The organism is Falsiroseomonas sp. RANM36, from assembly GCF_056682175.1.
On record NZ_JBWXTD010000004.1, the window covers coordinates 174,257 to 191,612 of the forward strand.

General features: G+C 73.6%; 18 protein-coding genes and 1 pseudogene. 7 read left to right on the plus strand and 12 right to left on the minus strand.

All coding sequences use genetic code 11. From position 1 onward, the window contains the following. The 4 genes from AC1MIR_RS14620 to AC1MIR_RS14635 all read left to right on the plus strand — a co-directional run. A partial coding sequence (locus tag AC1MIR_RS14620; protein ID WP_480028925.1) for a hypothetical protein occupies positions 1-1,098 on the plus strand: 1,098 nt, incomplete at its 5' end. A gap of 131 nt (positions 1,099-1,229) precedes the next feature. Further along, entirely contained in the window at positions 1,230-1,862 is a 633-nt protein-coding gene (locus AC1MIR_RS14625) for a YjbE family putative metal transport protein (protein WP_480028926.1), read from the plus strand. 129 nt (positions 1,863-1,991) lie between these two features. After that, on the plus strand, positions 1,992-2,672 hold the full coding sequence (locus AC1MIR_RS14630; RefSeq protein ID WP_480028927.1) for a DNA-3-methyladenine glycosylase family protein: 681 nt from the start codon (positions 1,992-1,994) through the stop codon (positions 2,670-2,672). Between the two features lie 3 nt (positions 2,673-2,675). Then, the gene (locus AC1MIR_RS14635; protein ID WP_480028928.1) at positions 2,676-3,671 is read left to right on the plus strand and encodes an MBL fold metallo-hydrolase; all 996 of its coding nucleotides are present in this window, start codon (positions 2,676-2,678) and stop codon (positions 3,669-3,671) included. Here the strand turns inward: AC1MIR_RS14635 and AC1MIR_RS14640 are convergent. After that, complete coding sequence (locus AC1MIR_RS14640; protein ID WP_480028929.1) at positions 3,661-4,860, minus strand: FAD-binding domain-containing protein; 1,200 nt, start codon at positions 4,858-4,860, stop codon at positions 3,661-3,663. The two genes, AC1MIR_RS14635 and AC1MIR_RS14640, sit on opposite strands and share 11 nt — an antisense overlap. Before the next feature lie 81 nt (positions 4,861-4,941). On the opposite strand from AC1MIR_RS14640, the gene AC1MIR_RS14645 reads away from it, so the two are divergent. Further along, on the plus strand, positions 4,942-5,544 hold the full coding sequence (locus AC1MIR_RS14645) for an HD domain-containing protein (protein WP_480028930.1): 603 nt from the start codon (positions 4,942-4,944) through the stop codon (positions 5,542-5,544). On the opposite strand, the gene AC1MIR_RS14650 is transcribed toward AC1MIR_RS14645, so the two are convergent. The 5 genes from AC1MIR_RS14650 to AC1MIR_RS14670 are packed head-to-tail and all read right to left on the minus strand — an operon-like array spanning position 5,513 to position 9,715. Then, entirely contained in the window at positions 5,513-6,277 is a 765-nt protein-coding gene (locus AC1MIR_RS14650; protein WP_480028931.1) for an alpha/beta fold hydrolase, read from the minus strand. The genes AC1MIR_RS14645 and AC1MIR_RS14650 overlap by 32 nt on opposite strands. A 10-nt stretch (positions 6,278-6,287) precedes the next feature. Further along, the gene (locus AC1MIR_RS14655) at positions 6,288-7,145 is read right to left on the minus strand and encodes a DMT family transporter (RefSeq protein ID WP_480028932.1); all 858 of its coding nucleotides are present in this window, start codon (positions 7,143-7,145) and stop codon (positions 6,288-6,290) included. A gap of 37 nt (positions 7,146-7,182) precedes the next feature. Then, on the minus strand, positions 7,183-8,496 hold the full coding sequence (locus tag AC1MIR_RS14660) for an NAD(P)H-dependent oxidoreductase (protein ID WP_480028933.1): 1,314 nt from the start codon (positions 8,494-8,496) through the stop codon (positions 7,183-7,185). A 13-nt stretch (positions 8,497-8,509) separates the two neighbouring features. Then, positions 8,510-8,707 carry a hypothetical protein gene (locus AC1MIR_RS14665; RefSeq protein WP_480028934.1) on the minus strand — a complete coding sequence of 66 codons (198 nt, stop codon included), beginning with the start codon at positions 8,705-8,707 and terminating at the stop codon, positions 8,510-8,512. Between the two features lie 3 nt (positions 8,708-8,710). Beyond that, on the minus strand, positions 8,711-9,715 hold the full coding sequence (locus tag AC1MIR_RS14670; protein ID WP_480028935.1) for an NAD(P)H-quinone oxidoreductase: 1,005 nt from the start codon (positions 9,713-9,715) through the stop codon (positions 8,711-8,713). Between the two features lie 128 nt (positions 9,716-9,843). Between AC1MIR_RS14670 and AC1MIR_RS14675 the strand changes: the two genes are divergently transcribed. Then, a complete protein-coding gene (locus tag AC1MIR_RS14675; protein ID WP_480028936.1) occupies positions 9,844-11,127 on the plus strand; it encodes an ABC transporter substrate-binding protein in 1,284 nt (427 codons plus the stop codon). Positions 11,128-11,170: 43 nt separating this feature from the next. Here the strand turns inward: AC1MIR_RS14675 and AC1MIR_RS14680 are convergent, their stop codons facing one another. From AC1MIR_RS14680 to AC1MIR_RS14705, 6 genes and pseudogenes are all read right to left on the minus strand, one after another. Beyond that, a complete protein-coding gene (locus AC1MIR_RS14680; RefSeq protein WP_480028937.1) occupies positions 11,171-12,172 on the minus strand; it encodes a Bug family tripartite tricarboxylate transporter substrate binding protein in 1,002 nt (333 codons plus the stop codon). Positions 12,173-12,250: 78 nt separating this feature from the next. Continuing rightward, positions 12,251-13,426, minus strand: coding sequence for a diaminopropionate ammonia-lyase (locus AC1MIR_RS14685; protein WP_480028938.1), 1,176 nt, complete (start codon positions 13,424-13,426; stop codon positions 12,251-12,253). A 68-nt stretch (positions 13,427-13,494) separates the two neighbouring features. After that, positions 13,495-13,926, minus strand: coding sequence for an acyl-CoA thioesterase (locus tag AC1MIR_RS14690; protein WP_480028939.1), 432 nt, complete (start codon positions 13,924-13,926; stop codon positions 13,495-13,497). Beyond that, the gene (locus AC1MIR_RS14695; protein WP_480029548.1) at positions 13,923-14,267 is read right to left on the minus strand and encodes an acyl-CoA thioesterase; all 345 of its coding nucleotides are present in this window, start codon (positions 14,265-14,267) and stop codon (positions 13,923-13,925) included. Before AC1MIR_RS14695 ends, AC1MIR_RS14690 begins: the two co-directional genes overlap by 4 nt. A 69-nt stretch (positions 14,268-14,336) precedes the next feature. Further along, positions 14,337-15,518 carry a M20 family metallopeptidase gene (locus AC1MIR_RS14700; protein WP_480029549.1) on the minus strand — a complete coding sequence of 394 codons (1,182 nt, stop codon included), beginning with the start codon at positions 15,516-15,518 and terminating at the stop codon, positions 14,337-14,339. A 669-nt stretch (positions 15,519-16,187) separates the two neighbouring features. After that, positions 16,188-16,787: pseudogene (locus tag AC1MIR_RS14705) on the minus strand (HAD family hydrolase); the annotation flags it as partial. 128 nt (positions 16,788-16,915) lie between these two features. On the opposite strand from AC1MIR_RS14705, the gene AC1MIR_RS14710 reads away from it, so the two are divergent. Further along, on the plus strand, positions 16,916-17,356 hold a 441-nt coding region (locus AC1MIR_RS14710; protein ID WP_480028940.1), incomplete at its 3' end, for a PEP/pyruvate-binding domain-containing protein.

Consider the following 17,356-nt stretch of genomic DNA (forward strand, 5'->3'; position numbering starts at 1 on the left):
GCCCGCGGGGCCGTAGGGGGGGGCGAGCCCGCCCCCGCGGCGGGGCGCGGCCCCGGGCCCGGGCGGGGGGCCGCCGCCGCGCGGCTCGACCCGGTCGGCTTCCCGCGCTTCGTCCCCGGCGCGTCCTGGCTCGAGGCCGGCGGCATGCGGGTGGAAGGGCTGCCGCTGTTCGATGGCGACACGACCGGCGCCGAGGGCGTGACGGGCGCGCTCGGGCCGCTCGGCTCCGCCGCGCCGATCGGCGTCGTCGAGATGCTGCCGCGCGCGGCGAGCCTCCCGGGCAATCCCTTCGCGCTGGCACGCCGCGACAGCCGCCATGCGGGCATCGTGGTGGCGCTGCGCACCAGGCCGGACAGCCTGGCGCCGCTCAACGTGCATGACATCGCGACCCCCTTCGGCCCGCCGGTGCTGCAGGTGGCGGGGCGGGAGGCCGCGCATCTGCTTGCCCTGGCCGCGCAGGGCGCATCGGCGCGGCTGGTCGTGCAGGGCACGCGCGATGCGGGGGCCAGCGCGAATGTCCGTGCCGATCTGCCCGGCGCCGCGCCGCCGCTGCTGCTGCTGACGCCGCGCACCTCCTGGTGGACCAGCACCGCCGAGCGGGCCGGCGGAATCCTGGCCTGGCTGGAGGCACTGCGCGCGCTGGCCGCCGCGCCGCGCCGCCACGGCGTCGTCGCGCTGGCCACCTGCGGGCACGAGATCGGGCATGTCGGCGCACACCATGCCTTCGGGGCCGAGCCGGAACTGGCCTCGCGGAGCGCACTGGTGATCCATCTCGGCGCCAATCTCGGCTGCGCGGACGCGCCGCAGCTCACCGTGCGCAGCAACCTGCCGGGCCTCGCGGAGCGGATGGCCGAGGCGCTGGTCGCGGCCGGCCATCCGCGCGCGCCGCTGGAGGTGGTGACGGGCGGCAAGGCGAATGGCGAGGCGCATGAGATCGAGAGCCGCGGTGGCCGGTACCTCTCGCTGATCGGCGACAATCCCTGGTTCCACGCGCCGGAGGATCGCTGGCCGATGAGCATCGACCTGCCGCGCGCCGAGGCGATCGCGCGCGCCGTCGCCACGGTCGCCCTGCGGGCGGCTGCCGGCGAGGCTGCCTAGCCGCGTCGTCCCGCCCGTTGGATTGCGGCGATGCAAGACACCGGAAAGTTACCGGACGGGTGAAGCCGCGATAGCCTCGCCGCCTGCACGCGCGACCAGGACCGGTCCGCCCGAGGGAGAGTGACCGCCGTATGGACGCCGTGATCGGCCAGTTGCCGCAATTCCTGGAGATTCTCTGGCTCAACATCATCCTGTCGGGCGACAACGCGGTGGTCATCGGGCTCGCCGCAGCCGGCCTGCCACAGCATCTGCGCGCCCGCGCGGTGCTGTTCGGCATCGTCGCCGCGGCGGTGCTGCGCATCATCTTCTCGGTCTTCGCGACCTTCCTGCTGAGCCTGTGGTGGGTGGACATCGTCGGCGGGCTGGCGCTGCTCTACATCGCCTGGGGCTTCTGGAAGGAGCTTCGGCACTCCGGCGACGACGAGGCGGGCGAGCATGGCGGCGGCGAGAAGACGCTGATGGCGGCGCTGTGGCAGATCATCATCGCCGACGTCTCGATGAGCCTCGACAACGTGCTCGCCGTGGCCGCGGTGGCACGGAACAACCTGCCGATGCTGGTGATCGGCCTACTGGTCTCGATCGTGCTGATGGGCCTGCTGGGCGGCGCGCTGGCGCGGCTGCTCGACCGCTACAAGTTCATCGCCTACATCGGCCTCGCGCTGATCGCGTGGATCGGCGTGGAGCTTCTGTGGGAAGGCCTGGCGGCGGCGAACACGGCGCTCGAGCTCGGCCTGCCACTGCCGCAGCACGGCGCGGCGCACTGAGCGTCGCCGGCGCCGCGGCCATTGGCGCGCGGCGCTGGGGCACTATGATCGGCCCCCCATGGGCGCGGGGCGACGGCGCGTGATGGTCGAAGCGGGCAGCGGGATCGGCGTGACGCCGAAGGACGCGGGATGGCGGTGACGGCGCTCGCTCCGGCGCGGCCGCGCGCCGCGCCCGCCCTCTGCGGGCCGGAGGCGCTGCGGCACCTGCGCCGCGACCCGGTCCTGAAGACGGTGATCCGGCGGATCGGCCCCTGCACGCTGCGCCCGGTGCGGCGCGAGCCCTATGAGGCGCTGGTCCGCGCCATCGCGCATCAACAGGTCCATGGCCGGGCAGCGGAGGCGATCCTCGGCCGCTTCGTCGCGCTATACCCGGGGCACGACTTCCCGCCCGCGCCGCTGGTGCTGGACACGCCCGTGGAGTCGCTCCGCGGCTGCGGGCTTTCGGGCAGCAAGGTCGCGGCGATCCGCGACATCGCGGAGAAGGCGGTGGGCGGGCTGGTGCCGACGCGCCGGGTCGCCGCGCGCATCGCGGACGAGGCGCTGATCGAACGGCTCTGCGCGATCCGCGGCGTCGGCCGCTGGACGGTGGAGATGCTGCTGATCTTCACCCTCGGCCGGCGCGACGTGCTGCCGGTGGACGATTTCGGCGTGCGCGAGGGGTTTCGGGTCGCGACCGGCGCGGCGGCGCAGCTCAAGCCGAAGGAACTCGCCGCGGCCGGCGAGGCCTGGGCGCCCTTCCGCTCCATCGCCGCCTGGTATCTGTGGCGCGCGGCGGATGCGGCGAAGGCCAGCGCCTACAAGCCGCAATAGGCGATGACGCCGACGCTGCATCCGCGGCTGCTCAACGGCCGCGGCGGCGATCCGGCGGTGTTCGTCGAGGCGATGCACGCTTCGGGCGCGGTGCTGTTCGATTGCGGCGACCTCTCGGCACTGTCGAACGGGCATCTTCTGCGCGTGCAGCTGCTCTGCGTCAGCCATGCGCATATGGACCACTGGGCGGATTTCGACCGGCTGCTGCGGCCGCTGATCGGGCGCGAGGCGTTTCTGCGCATCGTCGGCCCGCCGGGCTTCGCCGCGCATCTGCATCACCGCCTGGCGAGCTATGTCTGGAACCTGGTGGACCGCATCGCCGCGCCGCTGGCATTCGAAGTGACGGAGGTGACGGCCGCGCCGCCCTTCCCAGCCGCGCGGCTCCGCCTGCAGTCGGGCTTCGCGCGGGAGGAGATGCCGCCCGTGCTGCCGGAGGCCGACGGCACGCTGCTGCGGATGGGACCGATCGGGCTGCGTGCCGCGGTGCTGGATCACGGCACGCCCTCCATCGGCTATGCGCTGACCGAGGAGACGCATCTGAATGTCTGGCGCACGCGCCTGGCCGAGCGCGGCTTGCCGACGGGGAAGTGGCTCGCCGCGCTGAAGCAGGCGATCGTCGAAGGACAGGCGGATGACGCGGTGATCGCGACGCCGGCCGGCGTGCAGCCGCTCGGCGCGTTGCGCGACCTGGTGGTGGCGACGCCGGGACAGCGCGTCGCCTACCTCACGGATTTCGCCGACACGCCGGCGAACCGCGCGGCGGCGGTGGCGCTCGCGCAAGGGGCCGACACGCTGTTCATCGAGGCGCCGTTCCTGGCGGGCGACGCGGCGATCGCGGCGGACCGGCGGCACCTGACGACGCGTGCCGCCGGCGAGATCGCGCGTGCAGCCGGGGTTCGGCGGCTGGAGCCGATGCACCTGTCGCCGCGCTACACCGGGCGCGAAGCCGAATGGCTGGCGGAAGTGGAGACGGCGTTCGGCGCCGCGCTCAGCCCATAGGCGGCCGCGGCTGCAGGCGCGCGATCAGCGCGGGAATGTTCTCGCGGAACGGGAAGAAGCCCTTCGTCGCCAGCGGCCAGCAGGCCTCGTCCCAGTCGCGCCGCAGGCGCAGCAGCGTCACGCCGAGACCGTCCAGCGCCGTCGCCGTCCAGCCGACCGGCGCCCAGGGCGTGACGACGGGAAGCCCGTGGCCGCGCGCCCAGGCGGCGACATCGGCGGGATGCAGCATGACGGCGGGGGCGCCGAAATGCCGCGATGCGCGGTCCAGCCCGTCGCGCAGCGCCGCGCGCGCGTAGTCCGCGACCAGCGGCGCGCAGCCGCGCGCGGATCGCGCCTCCGGCACGGCGATGCCGGCGATGGCGGCGACCGGCGCGCCGGCGCGCAGCAGGCTTTCGGGATGCAGGTCGTCCTCGTGCAGCAGCAGCGCGAAGGGACCGGCGGGCAGCGCATCGGCGCGCGGCAGGGCGCGCGGCGCGGGCGGCGGCGGTGCGGCAAGCGGCAGCGGGTTCTCGTTCAGCAGGCCGACCGGATCGAAGCGGCCGAGCGTGTGCTTTCGGATGTTCTCGGCGCGCGCCACATAATGCTTGCCGCGGGTCTGCATCCCCGCGACCCAGCGCCAGGACAACGTGTTGGACGCCGCGTCGCCATCCAGCAGGTGGCGCAGGAAGAAGTCGGCGCCGAGCGTCCAGGGCAGCTCAAGCGTGAAGATCCAGATGCTGGCGAACCACATGCGCGCGTGGTTGTGCAGCCAGCCGCTCTCGCGCAGCTCCTCCGCCCAGGCATCGAATCCGGCGATGCCGGTGCCGCCAGCCTCGGCGCGCTCAAGCGCGTCGCGCAGCGCGGGACTGCGCGTTGCCGCCTCCTGATCCCGCGCAAGGTCGCGGCGATACGCGTCCCAGAGGCCCGGGCGGAGCTCGAGAAAACCCTTCCAGTAGCTGCGCCAGAAGACCTCCTGCACGAACTTCTCGGCCGCCTCGGCGCCATGCTCCGCCAGCGCGGCGCCGACCAGCTCGGCCTCCGTCACCAGCCGGTGCCGCACCGCGGGCGACAGGCGCGAGACGTCGCGGTGCGCGCCGGGGCCGGGATCCGTGTTGCGCCCGGCGGCGTAGGTATGCCCCATGCGCGGGCCGAAGGCGGCGAGCCGGGCCAGCGCGCCGGCCCGGTCGGCCGGGAATGTCTCGGTCGTCATCGCGGCGGCAGATCGGCCTTTCGCGACAAGACGCAAGACCTGCCTGGGATCGTCACGCGCGCACATCCTATCATCGCATCCATGACCGATTCCGAGATCGACGGCACCATCGCCTTCCTGGCGCTGGTGGAGCGGCTGAAGGACACGCTGCGCAACAGCCGGACCAGCACCGGCCGCACCGAGAGCACCGCCGAGCACACCTGGCGCGTAGCCCTGATGGCGATGCTGCTCGCGCCCTCGCTCGGCGTGGATGCCGGCAGGCTGGTGAAGGTCGTGCTGGTGCACGACCTCGCGGAGGCCTTCACCGGCGACATCCCCGCCCCCGCGCCGCGCCAGCCCGGCGTGAAGGAGGCGCGGGAGCGGGAGGCGCTGGCGACGCTCACCATGACCCTGCCCTCGGCGCAGCGGGCCGAGATCCTGGCGCTGTGGGAGGAGTATGAAAGCGGCAGCACGCCGGAAGGGCGGCTGGCGAAAGGCCTCGACAAGCTCGAGACCATCCTGCAGCACGCGCAGGGCGTGAACCCACCCGATTTCGACCTGGGATTCAACCTCGGCTACGGCCGCAAGGACACCGCGGCGCATCCGCTGCTCGCCGCCTTCCGCGCGCGGCGGGATTCCGCGACGCGCGCGCGGCTGGGCGAGGAGGACTCCCCTATGCTTCCAGGAACGCCGCCACCTCGGTGAGAAAGTCCTGCGGGTTCTCGGCGTGCAGCCAGTGGCCGGCCTTGATGCTGGCGAAGCGCGCCGCCGGGAACAGCGCACGGAATTTCTGTTCGCTTTCCGGGCGGATGTAGTCGGAGGCAGCGCCCGCCAGGACGAGCACGGTGCCTTCGTAGCGCCCGGGCAGGTCAGGCCAGCCGCCGATCACCGGCAACTGCGCGGCGATGACATCCAGCGCGACGCGCCAGCGCGGCGGGTCCTCGACGAACAGGAGATTCTGCAGCAGGAAGCCGCGCAGCGCCGGGTTCGGCACGGCCTGCACCAGCGCCGCATCGGCCTCGCGCCGCGTCAGGCCGGGGCGCAGCGGGATCGCGCGCATCGCCGCGACATATTGCGTGAAGAGGGGCGTCGGGTAGGTGACCGGCGCGATGTCGGCCACCACCAGCCGCGTCACGCCCGCGCCCTGCGCCAGCGCCAGCCCCATCGCGACCTTGCCGCCCATCGAATGCCCGATCACCGCGCAGGGCCAGGCGCCGGCATCGCGCAGCGTCTCCGCCACATCCTCCGCCATCTCCGGATAGGACATGGTCGGCGCATGCGGCGAGGCGCCGTGGTTGCGCAGGTCGAGCGCCAGCACGCGATGGCCGCGGGCGGCGAGCGCCTTCTGGATCGCGCCGAAATTCTGCCCCGCGCCCAGCAGCCCGTGCAGGAAGGCGACCGGCGCGCCCTGCCCCGCTTCCGTCAGCGCCAGCTTCATGACCCCTCCCTCATCCGCGCGCCGCGATCAGCACGCTGACCACCACCAGCACGCCGCCGAGGATGACGTCCCAGCCGATCGGCTCGCCGAGCCAGAGCGCCGAGACCAGCACGCCGAAGGCCGGGATCAGCAGGAACCAGACGGAGGCGACGGCGCCCGGCAGCCGCCGGCTGGCCTCGATGACGCAGAAGGTGCCGAGCGGGGCGGCGAAGAGGCCGATGAACAGCATATGCGTCCAGGCGCCCCGGCCGATGCCGCCATCCGGCTCCAGCAGCAGCGCCAGCGGCGCAAGCACCAGCGTGCCGAGGGCGAAGCACCAGGGCAGCAGTTCGATGATCGGCGTGCGCGGCGGCCAGCGGCGCGTGGCGATGATGGCGACGACCCAGGCGAGGCTCGCCGTCACCAGCATCAGGTGGCCGAGCAGCACCTGCGTGTCGCGCCAGTCCACCGCCCAGGGGCCGATCAGCACCGCCGCGCCCGCCAGGCTGATGCCGGCCGCGAGCCAGCGCGCCGGGGAGACGCGCTCGCCCAGCAGCAGCACCGAGAGCGGGATGAGCCAATAGGCGACGACGTTGGACAGCACGGCGGTGCGCCCCGCCGGCACCAGCGCCACGGCCAGATGCGTCAGCACGAAGAAGAGCCCGAGCTGGAAGATGCCGAGGCCGAGCACCGCGCGCATGTCCTCGCGCCGCGGCAGGCGCAGCCGCCCGAGCACCGCCAGCAGCAGGAAGGCGACGAGCGCGGCGAGCCCCGCGCGGCTGGTGCCGAACCACAGCGGCGTCGCATCCGCCAGCGCCGCCTTCGTCACCGGCCAGGCGCCGCCGAACAGCAGGATGGCGACCAGCAGAAGCCGGATCGCCGGCCCCATCGGCGCCTGAGGAGGCTGGCGCGATGCCTCGCTCACATCAGCCGGCCAGGGCGGCGAGCGCGGCGCGCAGCGCGATCGCCTCGTCCGCATGGCCGGCGGCACGCGGTGCGAGATCGGCCTCGGTCACCATCGCACCTGCCGCCACGTCGCGCGCGAGCGCGACGCCATGCGCGAGCCCGATCGGCACCGCCCCCATCGCGCGCGACCGCAAGGCGGGGATGCACTTGCCCCAAATCGTCGCGCCGCCCTCGCCATCCAGCACCTCGCCGGCGCGCAGCGGCCGCTTGGCGACGGCGACGCAGTCCGCGGTCCAGCTGGTAGAGCACCCCGTCGGCTCGCGGCGCAGCGCGGCGGAGGCGACGGAGACGCCGAGCTCGAGGCCGATGAAGTGATAGGGCCGCCACAGCGCCGCGTAGCGGCCGGAGGAATCCGTCGCGACGCCGTACTCGGAAAAACAGCGGCGCGCGTACTCCGTCTCGCCCTCGAACACGACATAGACGCCCCAGCGGAGGTTGTCCGGGATCTCGGCGCCGTCGCGCGTCAGCGACGACACGACCTCCACCATGCCCTTGCGCGGCAGCACGCCGCCCTCGTTGTGCGGGCGCAGCAGGTTCGGCAGTTGCGCCGTGCCGCAGGGCGGGAAGAGCAGCCCGTCCTCGGGCGGCGCCAGCGCGCAGGCATTGGCGATCGCCGCCATCTCGATGCCGGACTTCGTGCCGTCCAGGAAAGAGTTGAACATGCGCGGGTTCATCCCCCCCGCGCGCGCCTGCTCCGCCGTCAGCCCGTAGAAGTCCCATACGGTCTCCGGCGTGGAGGCGTGGTAGCGCGGCAGGTACTTCGTGCCCTTACCCGCGGCGACCACGGAGAAGCCGGCGGCGCGGATCGTGTCCACCATCTCCGCGACCAGCGCGGGCTGGTCGCCATAGGCCATGGAGTAGACCACGCCGGCCGCCTCCGCCTCCCGCGCCAGCACGGGGCCGGCGAGGACATCGGCCTCCACATTAACCATCACCACATGCTTGCCGTGGCGGATCGCGTGGCGGGCATGGCGCAGGCCGGCGGCGGGATCGCCGGTGGCCTCGACCACGACCTCCACCTGCGGATCGGCGATCAGCGCGAGCGCGTCCTCGGTGATGCACGTCTCGGCTACGCGCGACGATTCCCAGCCGATGCGCGCCAGCGCCTCCCGCGCGCGCGGCGGCGAGAGGTCGGCGATGCCATGAATCACCATGCCCGGCGTCCGCGGCGCCTGGTGCAGATACATCGAGCCGAACTTGCCGGCGCCGATCACGGCCACGCGGATCGGCTGGCCTTCGGCTTCGCGCTTGAGCAGCAGGCGATGGAGGTTCACGGCATTCCGCTCGTCAGGGCTGGTGCCAGCGGCGCGGGCCATGGCCGGGCAGGCCCAGACCCGATCCGGGGCGGCGCAGCAGCATCAGCGCCCCGGCCATCACCACCAGCACGGCGACGCCCTGGGTGAGGCCGCGGGCGCCGCGCGCGCCGATGCGCGCGGCCAGGATCAGCATCGCCAGCCCCGCCAGCAGCACCGCGAGGCCGAGCATGGCTCATCCCACCGTCAGCATGATCTTGCCGATATGCGCACTGCTCTCCATCAGCCGGTGCGCCTCGGCGGCCTCGGCCAGCGTGAAGGTGCGGAAGATGCGCGGGGCGCATTGGCCGGCTTCCAGCAGCGGCCAGACCTTGGCTTCCAGCGCGGCGGCGATCGCGGCCTTCTCCTTCGTCGTCCGCGGCCGCATCGTGCTGCCGGTGACGGTCAGGCGCTTCACCATGATCGGGCGCAGGTCCACGCTCTCCACCACATGCCCGTCGAGGAAGGCGATCATCACCAGCCTGCCGTCGAGCTTCAGGCAGCGGATGTTACGGGCGAAATAGGGCGCGCCGACCATGTCGAGCACGACGTCGACGCCCTTGCCGCCGGTCGCCTGCTTCACCGCCTCCACGAAGTCCTGGCGGCGGTAGTTGACGCCGGCATCGGCGCCGAGCTCCCGGCACGCCGCCACCTTGTCGTCGCTGCCCGCGGTCGCGATCACCGTCGCACCGAAGGCCTTGGCAAGCTGGATCGCCGTGACGCCGATGCCGGAGGTGCCGCCATGGATCAGCACGCTCTCGCCCGCTGCGAGGCGGCCATGGCCGAACAGGTTCGCGTACACGGTGAAATAGGTCTCGGGCAGCGCCGCGGCCTGGATCGCGTCGTAGCCCTTGGGCCAGGGCAGCGCCTGCGTCTCCGGCGCGGTGCAGTATTCGGCATAGGCGCCGCCATTGGTCAGCGCGGTGACGCGATCGCCCGGCTTCCAGCGCCGCACCGCCGCACCGACCGCCACCACCTCGCCGGCGCATTCCAGGCCGATCACCGGGCTCGCGCCGGGCGGCGGCGGGTAGCTGCCGCTGCGCTGCGCCACGTCGGGCCGGTTCACGCCGATCGCCATGCAGCGGATCAGCACCTCGTCGGCGCCCGGCACCGGAACCGGCCCGCGCGCCGGCACCAGCACCTCCGGCCCGCCGCCGGCGCCATGGCCGATCAGCGTCATTTCCTCAGGAACCGCAACCATGCCGTGCACCCTCTCCTGCAGGCGGAGGGACCACGCCGATGCCGGCGCGGTCAAGACGCCGCCGAGGCTTGCGCGCCGCGTCCGGCCGATGTGAGGTAGCGCGCGATGGGTTGAGGAGACGGCGCGGCATGCGCGAGCGCGTCCGGGAGCAGGGGCGCCGTGCTCGGTTCGGCCGCAGGGGATTGGCCTTCGCCGCCGCGGCAACGCTGCCCTGCCTGGCGCGCCCCGCGATCGCCCAGCAGCCCGCCGCACAGGCCTCCGAGCTTCGCCTCGGCGCGCTGTTCCCGCTCTCCGGCCCGCTCGCGCTGCTGGGGGACGAGAGCTTCCGGGGTGTCGAACTCGCGGTGGAGGAACGCAACGCGTCCGGCGGGGTGCTCGGACGGCCGCTGCGGCTGGTGCGCGCCGATGCGCCGGACGAGGCGGCCTCGGCGGCGGAGGCCCGGCGGCTGACAACGGGCGCCGACCGGGTGGCGGCCATCTTCGGCAGCTTCTCGGCCTCCATCGCGCTTCCCGCCTCCCAGATCGCGGAGGCCGCGGGGATCCCCTGGTTCGAGCTCGGCGCGATCAGCGATGCGGTGGTCGAGCGCGGGTTCCGCTCGGTCTTCCGGGCCTCCCCGGGCGCCATGGACTTCGCCGCGACGGCGATCGAGGGCGTGTTCGAGGTGCTGGCGCCGGCCGCGGGCCTCGCGCCCGCCGCCCTGCGGCTGGCGATCGCGCATGAGGACGCGCCGGGCGGGCAATCCGTCGCCGCGGCGCAGGAGGCGCTGGCGCGCATCCGCGGGCTCACGCTGGTGGAGCGGGCGACCTACGCGCCGCGCGCGGCGGACCTCAACGCGCTGGTGCAGCGCCTGCGGGGGCAGGAAGCCGATGTCGTGCTGCATACCGGCGCGCCGGGCGACGAGCTGCTGCTGTTCCGGGCACTGCGCGATGCGGGCTGGCGGCCGCGCATGGTGATCGGCACGGCCGGCGGCTACGGCCTGGCGGAGACCGCGCGCAGCGTGGGCGATTCCCTGCTCGGCGCGATGAGCGCGGACTGGACGCCCTTCGCGGTGAACGAACGCTTCGCGCCCGGCGCGCGCGCCTTCGCCGAGACCTATCTGCGGCGCTACGGCGCCGAGCCGCGCTCCGGCCACAGCCTGGCCTGCTTCGTCGGCGCGCGCCTGTTCCTCGATGCGCTGCAGCGCGCGGGCGGGACGGAGCGAGACCGGGTGCGGGCCGGGGTGCAGGCGCTCGACATCGCGGAGGGCACGACCGCGACCGGCTGGGGCGCGCGCTTCGACGAGCGCGGGCAGAACCTGCGGGCCAAGCCGGTCCTCTGCCAATGGCAGGCGCGGCCGCAGGCGATGGTGCAGGTGGCGATCGGACCGGGACCGGCCGCGATCGCGCCCGTGGTCCCGCGGCTCGGCGGTTAGGGCGGGGAGGCGCGGCGCGGCCGTGCCCCCCCCCCAGGCCAGCTCAGTTCGCGCGGATGCCGGCGGCGCGGACCACGGGCTCGAGCGTGTCCATCTCGCTCTTCAGATAGGCGGCGGCGTCGGCCGGGCTGCCATTGCCCACCACCTGCATCGCCAGGCCCTTCAGGCGCTCCTGCACGTTCGGCAACTGCACCGCGGCGTTCACCGCCCGGTTGATCGCTTGCACCACCGGCTGCGGCGTGCCGGACCGCACCAGCACCATGTGCCAAGTATAGGCCTCGTAGCCGGCGACGCCCTGCTCGATGAAGGTCGGGATCTCCGGCGCCAGCGCGGAGCGCTCCTTCGTGCTGATCGCCAGCGCGCGCAACTCGCCCGAGCGCGCATAGGGCAGCGCGGAGGCGGCGATGTCGAAGATCATCGGGATGCGGCCGGCCAGGATCTCCGGGATCGCGGCGGAGGAGCCGCGGAACGGGATGTGGTTCACCTTCAGCCCGCCGGCCTTGTGCAGGAACAGCTCGGTCGCGAGATGCACCGCGCCGCCATTGCCCGAGGAGGCGTAGTCGTATTTCCCCGGGTTGTCGCGCAGCAGCTTGATGAAGTCCTGCAGGTTCTGCGCCGGGAAGTCCTTGTTCACCAGCAGGATCACCGGCACCTGGCCGACCAGCGTGACCGGCGTGAAATCGGCGACGGGGTCGAAGGGCAGGCGCGCGAACATCGGGCGCAGCACGGCATGCGCGACGGTCGTGTAGAGCATCATCGAGCCGTCCTGCGGGCCCTTGGAGACCATGTCGGTCCCGATCACCACGCCGGAGCCGGTGCGGTTCTCCACCACGATGCGCTGCGGCAGCGCCTTCGACATCTCCTCGGCGATCATCCGCGCGGGCACGTCGGTGGGGCCGCCGGCGGCGAAGGGAACCACCATGCGCACGGGCTGGCTCGGCCACGCGCCCTGGGCGGCGGCGCTGCGCAGGCCGAGCGCGGGAACGGCCAGCGCACCGGTGCCGAGCGCGAGCGCACGGCGGCGGGTCAGGAACAGATCGGTCATTGACGTGTGGCTCCCTGATCCGGCCCTGCGGGCCGGTTGCTGCGATGGCCGCACCGATGGGCAAGCCGCGGCAGGCTGTCAACCGGCGGCGGCATCGCTGCCCAAAAGCTGTGCATAGGTGTCCGGGTCGGTCGCGCCCTCGGTGCCGAAGAGCAGCACGCGGCTGGCGCCATCAAGTCCGAGCATGGCGCGCGACAAGGGATCGCGCGCGGCAAGCAGCAGCGCCGCGAGCCCGGCCACCGCGCTCTCCCCCGCCACCAGCTTCGGCCGGCGGCGCGCGAGCAGGCGCATGCAATCCACCGCACTCTCATCGGGCACCGCCATGAAGGCGAAGGCGCCGCGCTCCAGCTCCTGCCAGGCGAGCAGGCTGGGCTCGCCGCAGGCGAGGCCGGCCATCAGCGTGTCGAGCTCGCCCTCGACGCTGATGGGCTCGCCGGCCTCGGCGGAGGCGAGCAGGCAGGCGGCCTTCTCCGGCTCCACCGCCACGACCTTCACCGCGCCGCCATAGCGCGCGCGCATCTGCACGGAGACCGCCGCAGCGACGCCGCCGACGCCGCCGGGCACGAAGGCATGGGTGGGCGGCGCATCGAGCTGGTCGGCCGCCTCGTCGGCCATCAGCCGGTAGCCCTGCATCACGTCGCGCGGCACTTCCGTATAGCCGGGCCAGGAGGTGTCGGAGACGACGAACCAGGCCTCGCGCTCGGCCTCATGCGCGCAGGCGCGCACCGCGTGGTCGTAATTGCCCGGCGCCACGCGGATCTCGGCGCCGTATCGGGCGATCGCGTCGCGGCGTCCCTGGCTGACGCCCTCATGGACGAAGATCACGCAGCGGCAGCCGAAGCGCTGCGCGCCCCAGGCGACGGACCGGCCATGGTTGCCGTCGGTCGCGCAGGTGACGGTGATGGCCTGCGCGGCCTCCCGGTGGGCGCCCTGCTCCAGCTCGGTGGTCGTCGCATTGTTCGCGACCCCGCGGCGCGCGAGCTCGGCGATCAGCAGGCGCGCGACGGCATAGGCGCCGCCGAGCGCCTTGAAGGAGCCGAGACCGAAGCGCCCGCCCTCGTCCTTGTAGTGGACGGCGGCGACGCGCGCGGCCTTCGCGACATCGTCCAGCGGCACCAGGGGCGTGGGAGCGTAGCCGGGCCAGGATTCGATCTCCGCGCGGGCACGGCGGAAATGGCCGTCCGGCAGCACGACCACGCCGGGCGTGCCGTGGCGGCGGTTGAGGATCAGGCGATAGGGGCGGTCGGGGATCATGGCGCGGAGAGTGGCGCGGCGGCACCGGCCGGGGCAAGGCGGGGCCGCAGGGGCGGAACGAAGCGGCCCTACCCCTCGGCCGCGCCTTCCGCCAGCAGCGCCTCGCGCAGCTCGGCCCAGATCGGCACCTTCTCGCCGGTGTCCTGACGGGTGATGACGCAGACGGCGCGCGCGGTGCAGCAGGCCTCGCCATCCTTCAACAGCGCGTATTCATGGACGAAGGAGGTGCGGCGGAAGCCGCCGACGCGGCAGGCCAGCATGACCTCGTCGTTGAAGCCGACGGCGCGCAGGTAGCGCGCCTCGATCTGCGCCACGACGGGGCCGGCGAATTCAGGCGAGACCGGGCGCCCGCTCAGCGCCTGCCAGTGGTCCACGCGCAGATCCTCGAACAGCGTCAGGTATGCGGCGTGGTTCACATGGCCATACAGGTCGCACTCCGCCCAGCGGATGCGGTGCGGGCGCAGGATCGCCCAGGGGGCGTGGGACTGCGGGTCGCTCATGCGGCGGGCTCCTCCGGCACCGGGCGCGGGCGGCGGTCTTCGCCGATCGCCACGAAGGTGAAGACGCCTTCCGTCACGCGCTCGCTCTCGGTCGCCGCGAGCGGGCGTCGCCAGGCCTCGACATGGACGCGGATGGAGCTTCGCCCGACCGCGGCGACCTCGGCATAGAGGCTCACCTCGTCGCCGACGAAGACCGGGCGGTGGAACACCATCGCATCCACCGCGACCGTTGCGACACGGCCCCGCGCGCGGCGGATCGCGGCGTTGCCGCCGGCGAGGTCCATCAGCCCGAGCAGCCAGCCGCCGAAGATGTCGCCCGAGGGGTTGGCGTCCGCCGGCATGGCGATGGTGCGCAGCAGCGGCGCGACCTCGGGCGGCGCCGCGCCCTCCGCACCCCGCCCCGGCACCGCTCAGATCCCCGCGCTGTCGAGCCGCAGGATGGCGCGTGCCAGCGCCTGCGCGCGCGGCACCAGGCTGTCGAGCTCGAGATATTCCTCCGGGCTGTGCGCCTTGCCGCCGACCGGGCCGACGGCGCAGAGCGTCGGCGCGCCCATCGCCGCGGTGAAGCCGGAATCGGCGCAGCCGCCGGAGAAGTTCGCCCGGGCCTCGAAGCCGCTCTCGGCCGCAGCCGCATGATAGAGCTGGTAGACCCGCTTCGAGGCCGCGTCCTGCGTCAGCGGCAGGAACTCACCGCGGATGGTCAGCGTCGCGCGCGTGCCCGGCACATGGGCGCGGGCGATGATCGCCTCGATCTTCGCCATCACCTCGTCGCGGTCGGCGGGCTCGACATAGCGCAGGTCGATCTGGCCCTGCGCCCAGGGGGCGACGGTGTTCACGCTCTGCCCGCCCTGCACCAGCCCGACATTCAGCGTGATGCCGCGCGCGAGGTCGGTGAGCGCATGGATCGCGGTGATCTTCGCGGCAAGCTCGCCGATGGCGCTGATGCCCTGCTCGAAATTGCCGCCGGAATGCGCCGCCTTGCCCTCGATGTCGAAGATCATGAAGACGCCGCCCTTGCGGCCGGTGACCACGCCCCGGTCCGGGCGGCCAGGCTCGGAATTGAACACCACGCGCGCAGCGCGGGCCTCGGCCTCGATCACCGGGCGGCCTTCGGGGGAGCCGATCTCCTCGTCGCCGGTGAAGAGGCCGACCAGCGGCCCGGGCGCGCCGCCGAATTTCCGGAAGGCCGCGAGGACGAACATGTTCATCACCAGCCCGGCCTTCATGTCCGCCACGCCGGGGCCATAGGCGCGGTCGCCCTCGATCGTGAAGGGGCGGCGCTGCGGCTCGCCCTTCGGGAAGACGGTGTCGCGATGGCCCATCAGCAGGATGTTTTCCCGGGCGTTGCCGCGACCGGCGCCACCTCCGGCCTCCACCACCGCGCGGAGGCAGTCGCCGTAGCGCGATTGCGGGATCGTCCGCACCGGGATGCCGTGCGCTGCCATGAAGCGGGCGACCTGCGCGCCGACGGCGTCCACGCCGGCCTTGTCGTAGCTGCCGCCGTCGGTGTCCACCATCTCGCGCAGCGTCTCGATCATCGCGTCTTTCTGCCTGGCCAGCCAGGCAAGGATCTCGGTCTCGTTGGTGCTCATGCGCGTCCCTTTCTCAGGGAGCAGGCTGCCACCGGCGCGCGGGTGCGAAAAGGCCATCGCGCTTGACACAGGGCGCAACGAAGGCTCGGCTTGCCAACGATCCGGCCCTGGAGGCGTGCGATGCGTCTCGTCGTCCTGCTGTCCCTGATGCTGCTTGGCGGCTGCGTGACGCCGCCGAACCTGGTCCCCCTGCCGCCGGACGAGGCACAGCGCCTGCGTGATGGCGCCGCGCAGCCCGGCGCCGTGCTGATGCTGCTGCCGGCTGGCTACCCGGCGCCGGGCCTGCCGCTGGTCGGCGAGGTTCCGATCCTGCTGGATGATCGTCCCTTGGCGCCGCTCGCGGCACAGGATGCGCTGGTGATCCCGCCGGCCGCGGCGCCCTTCCGCCTTTCGGCCGGCGCCGGCAGCCGCCGGGCGGAGGTCACCGTGCAGCCCGGCCGTCCTGCCTATCTCGCGGTGGAGCCGCTGCCGCCGACGCGGCTGGAAGGCCCGGTCGGCGCGCTGCTCACCCCGCTTGACGAGGGCACGGCACGCGGCCTGCTCATGGGGCGGACCATCGTTCGCGCAGCGGCCGAGCCCCCGCTGTTCGTCACCGCCACCCCCGGCCGGGAGGCGGCGCGCCGCCTCAAGGAAGATGTCGGGCGCGGGCTTGCCCGGCAGCCCGAGCCGCGCCGATTCCACACCATCCACGCGCAGCGCCACCAGGCGGTCGAGATCGGCCGCGGCGAGCACCGCGGCGCAGTTGCGGCTGGCCGAGACCACCGCCACCGGCAGGCCCGCGCGCTGCAGCGCATGCAGCAGCGCGGCCGCGCCGGGAGCGGGCTCGACGCCCTGGCTGCGCAGCAGATCCTGGAAGATCGCCTGCTTGCGCGCGACGAGCGCCGCGACCGTCATCGCCGCCGGCGCGTCGCCGGGCGCGCCGTCGGGCAGCGTGATGCCGCGCGCCGCGAGGACGGCGCGCACCCCGTCCTCCCGCCGGCGGCCATCCACCAGGGCGCGATATTCCGCCTCCGCGTCGAAGGGGCGGAAGGGCGGGCCGCCTTCCTGCGCCAGCCGCCGCAGCAGCGGATCGAACAGCGCCTTCCAGGCGGCCGCGTGCAGCCGCGCAGTGTCGGTCAGCACGCCGTCGAGGTCCATCAACACGGCATCCAGCCTTCGGCGCGACAGCACGAGCATGCGACGGCACTCCCCCCCAGCGGCGCGCGGCGCCGGGCCTCCCCGTTCCGCGCCGGATCTCTCGAAGGCCGTGTGCGCCGCATGGTTGACCATCAGGCGCCGCGCAGCGGAGCCGGCGGATCGCGCCGCTGCGATGATCTGGCTCAAGGACGGCGCCGGAGCGGCGCGGCATGATGCGCGCCCATCGCCGCAGAAGAACAGAAGGCAGTTGGGAGAAGAAGATGCCGGACAGCACCATCGCCTGGTTCGAGACGCTGGGCATCGGCGACGTCCCGCGCGTGGGCGGCAAGAACGCCTCCCTCGGCGAGATGACGCGCACGCTGGCGGCGGAAGGCGTGAGCGTGCCGGACGGCTTCGCCACCACCGCGGACGCCTATCGCGCGTATGTCGCCGCCAACGGCATCGAGCCGAAGCTGCGCGAACGTGTCGCGGCGCTGGAGGCCGGAAGGGCGACGCTGCAGGAAACCGGCGAGGCGATCCGCCGCCTGTTCCTCGCCGGGCGCTTCCCCGATGCCCAGGCGGAGGCGATCCGCGCCGCCTATCGTGAACTGGCGCGCCGCCGCGGCGGCGGGGAGGCGCCCGCCGTCGCCGGGCGCCGCCGCGCCCCCCCCCCCGGCCGGCCCCCGGCGGGCAGCGCCCGCCCGCCCGCGGCAGTCCGGAGA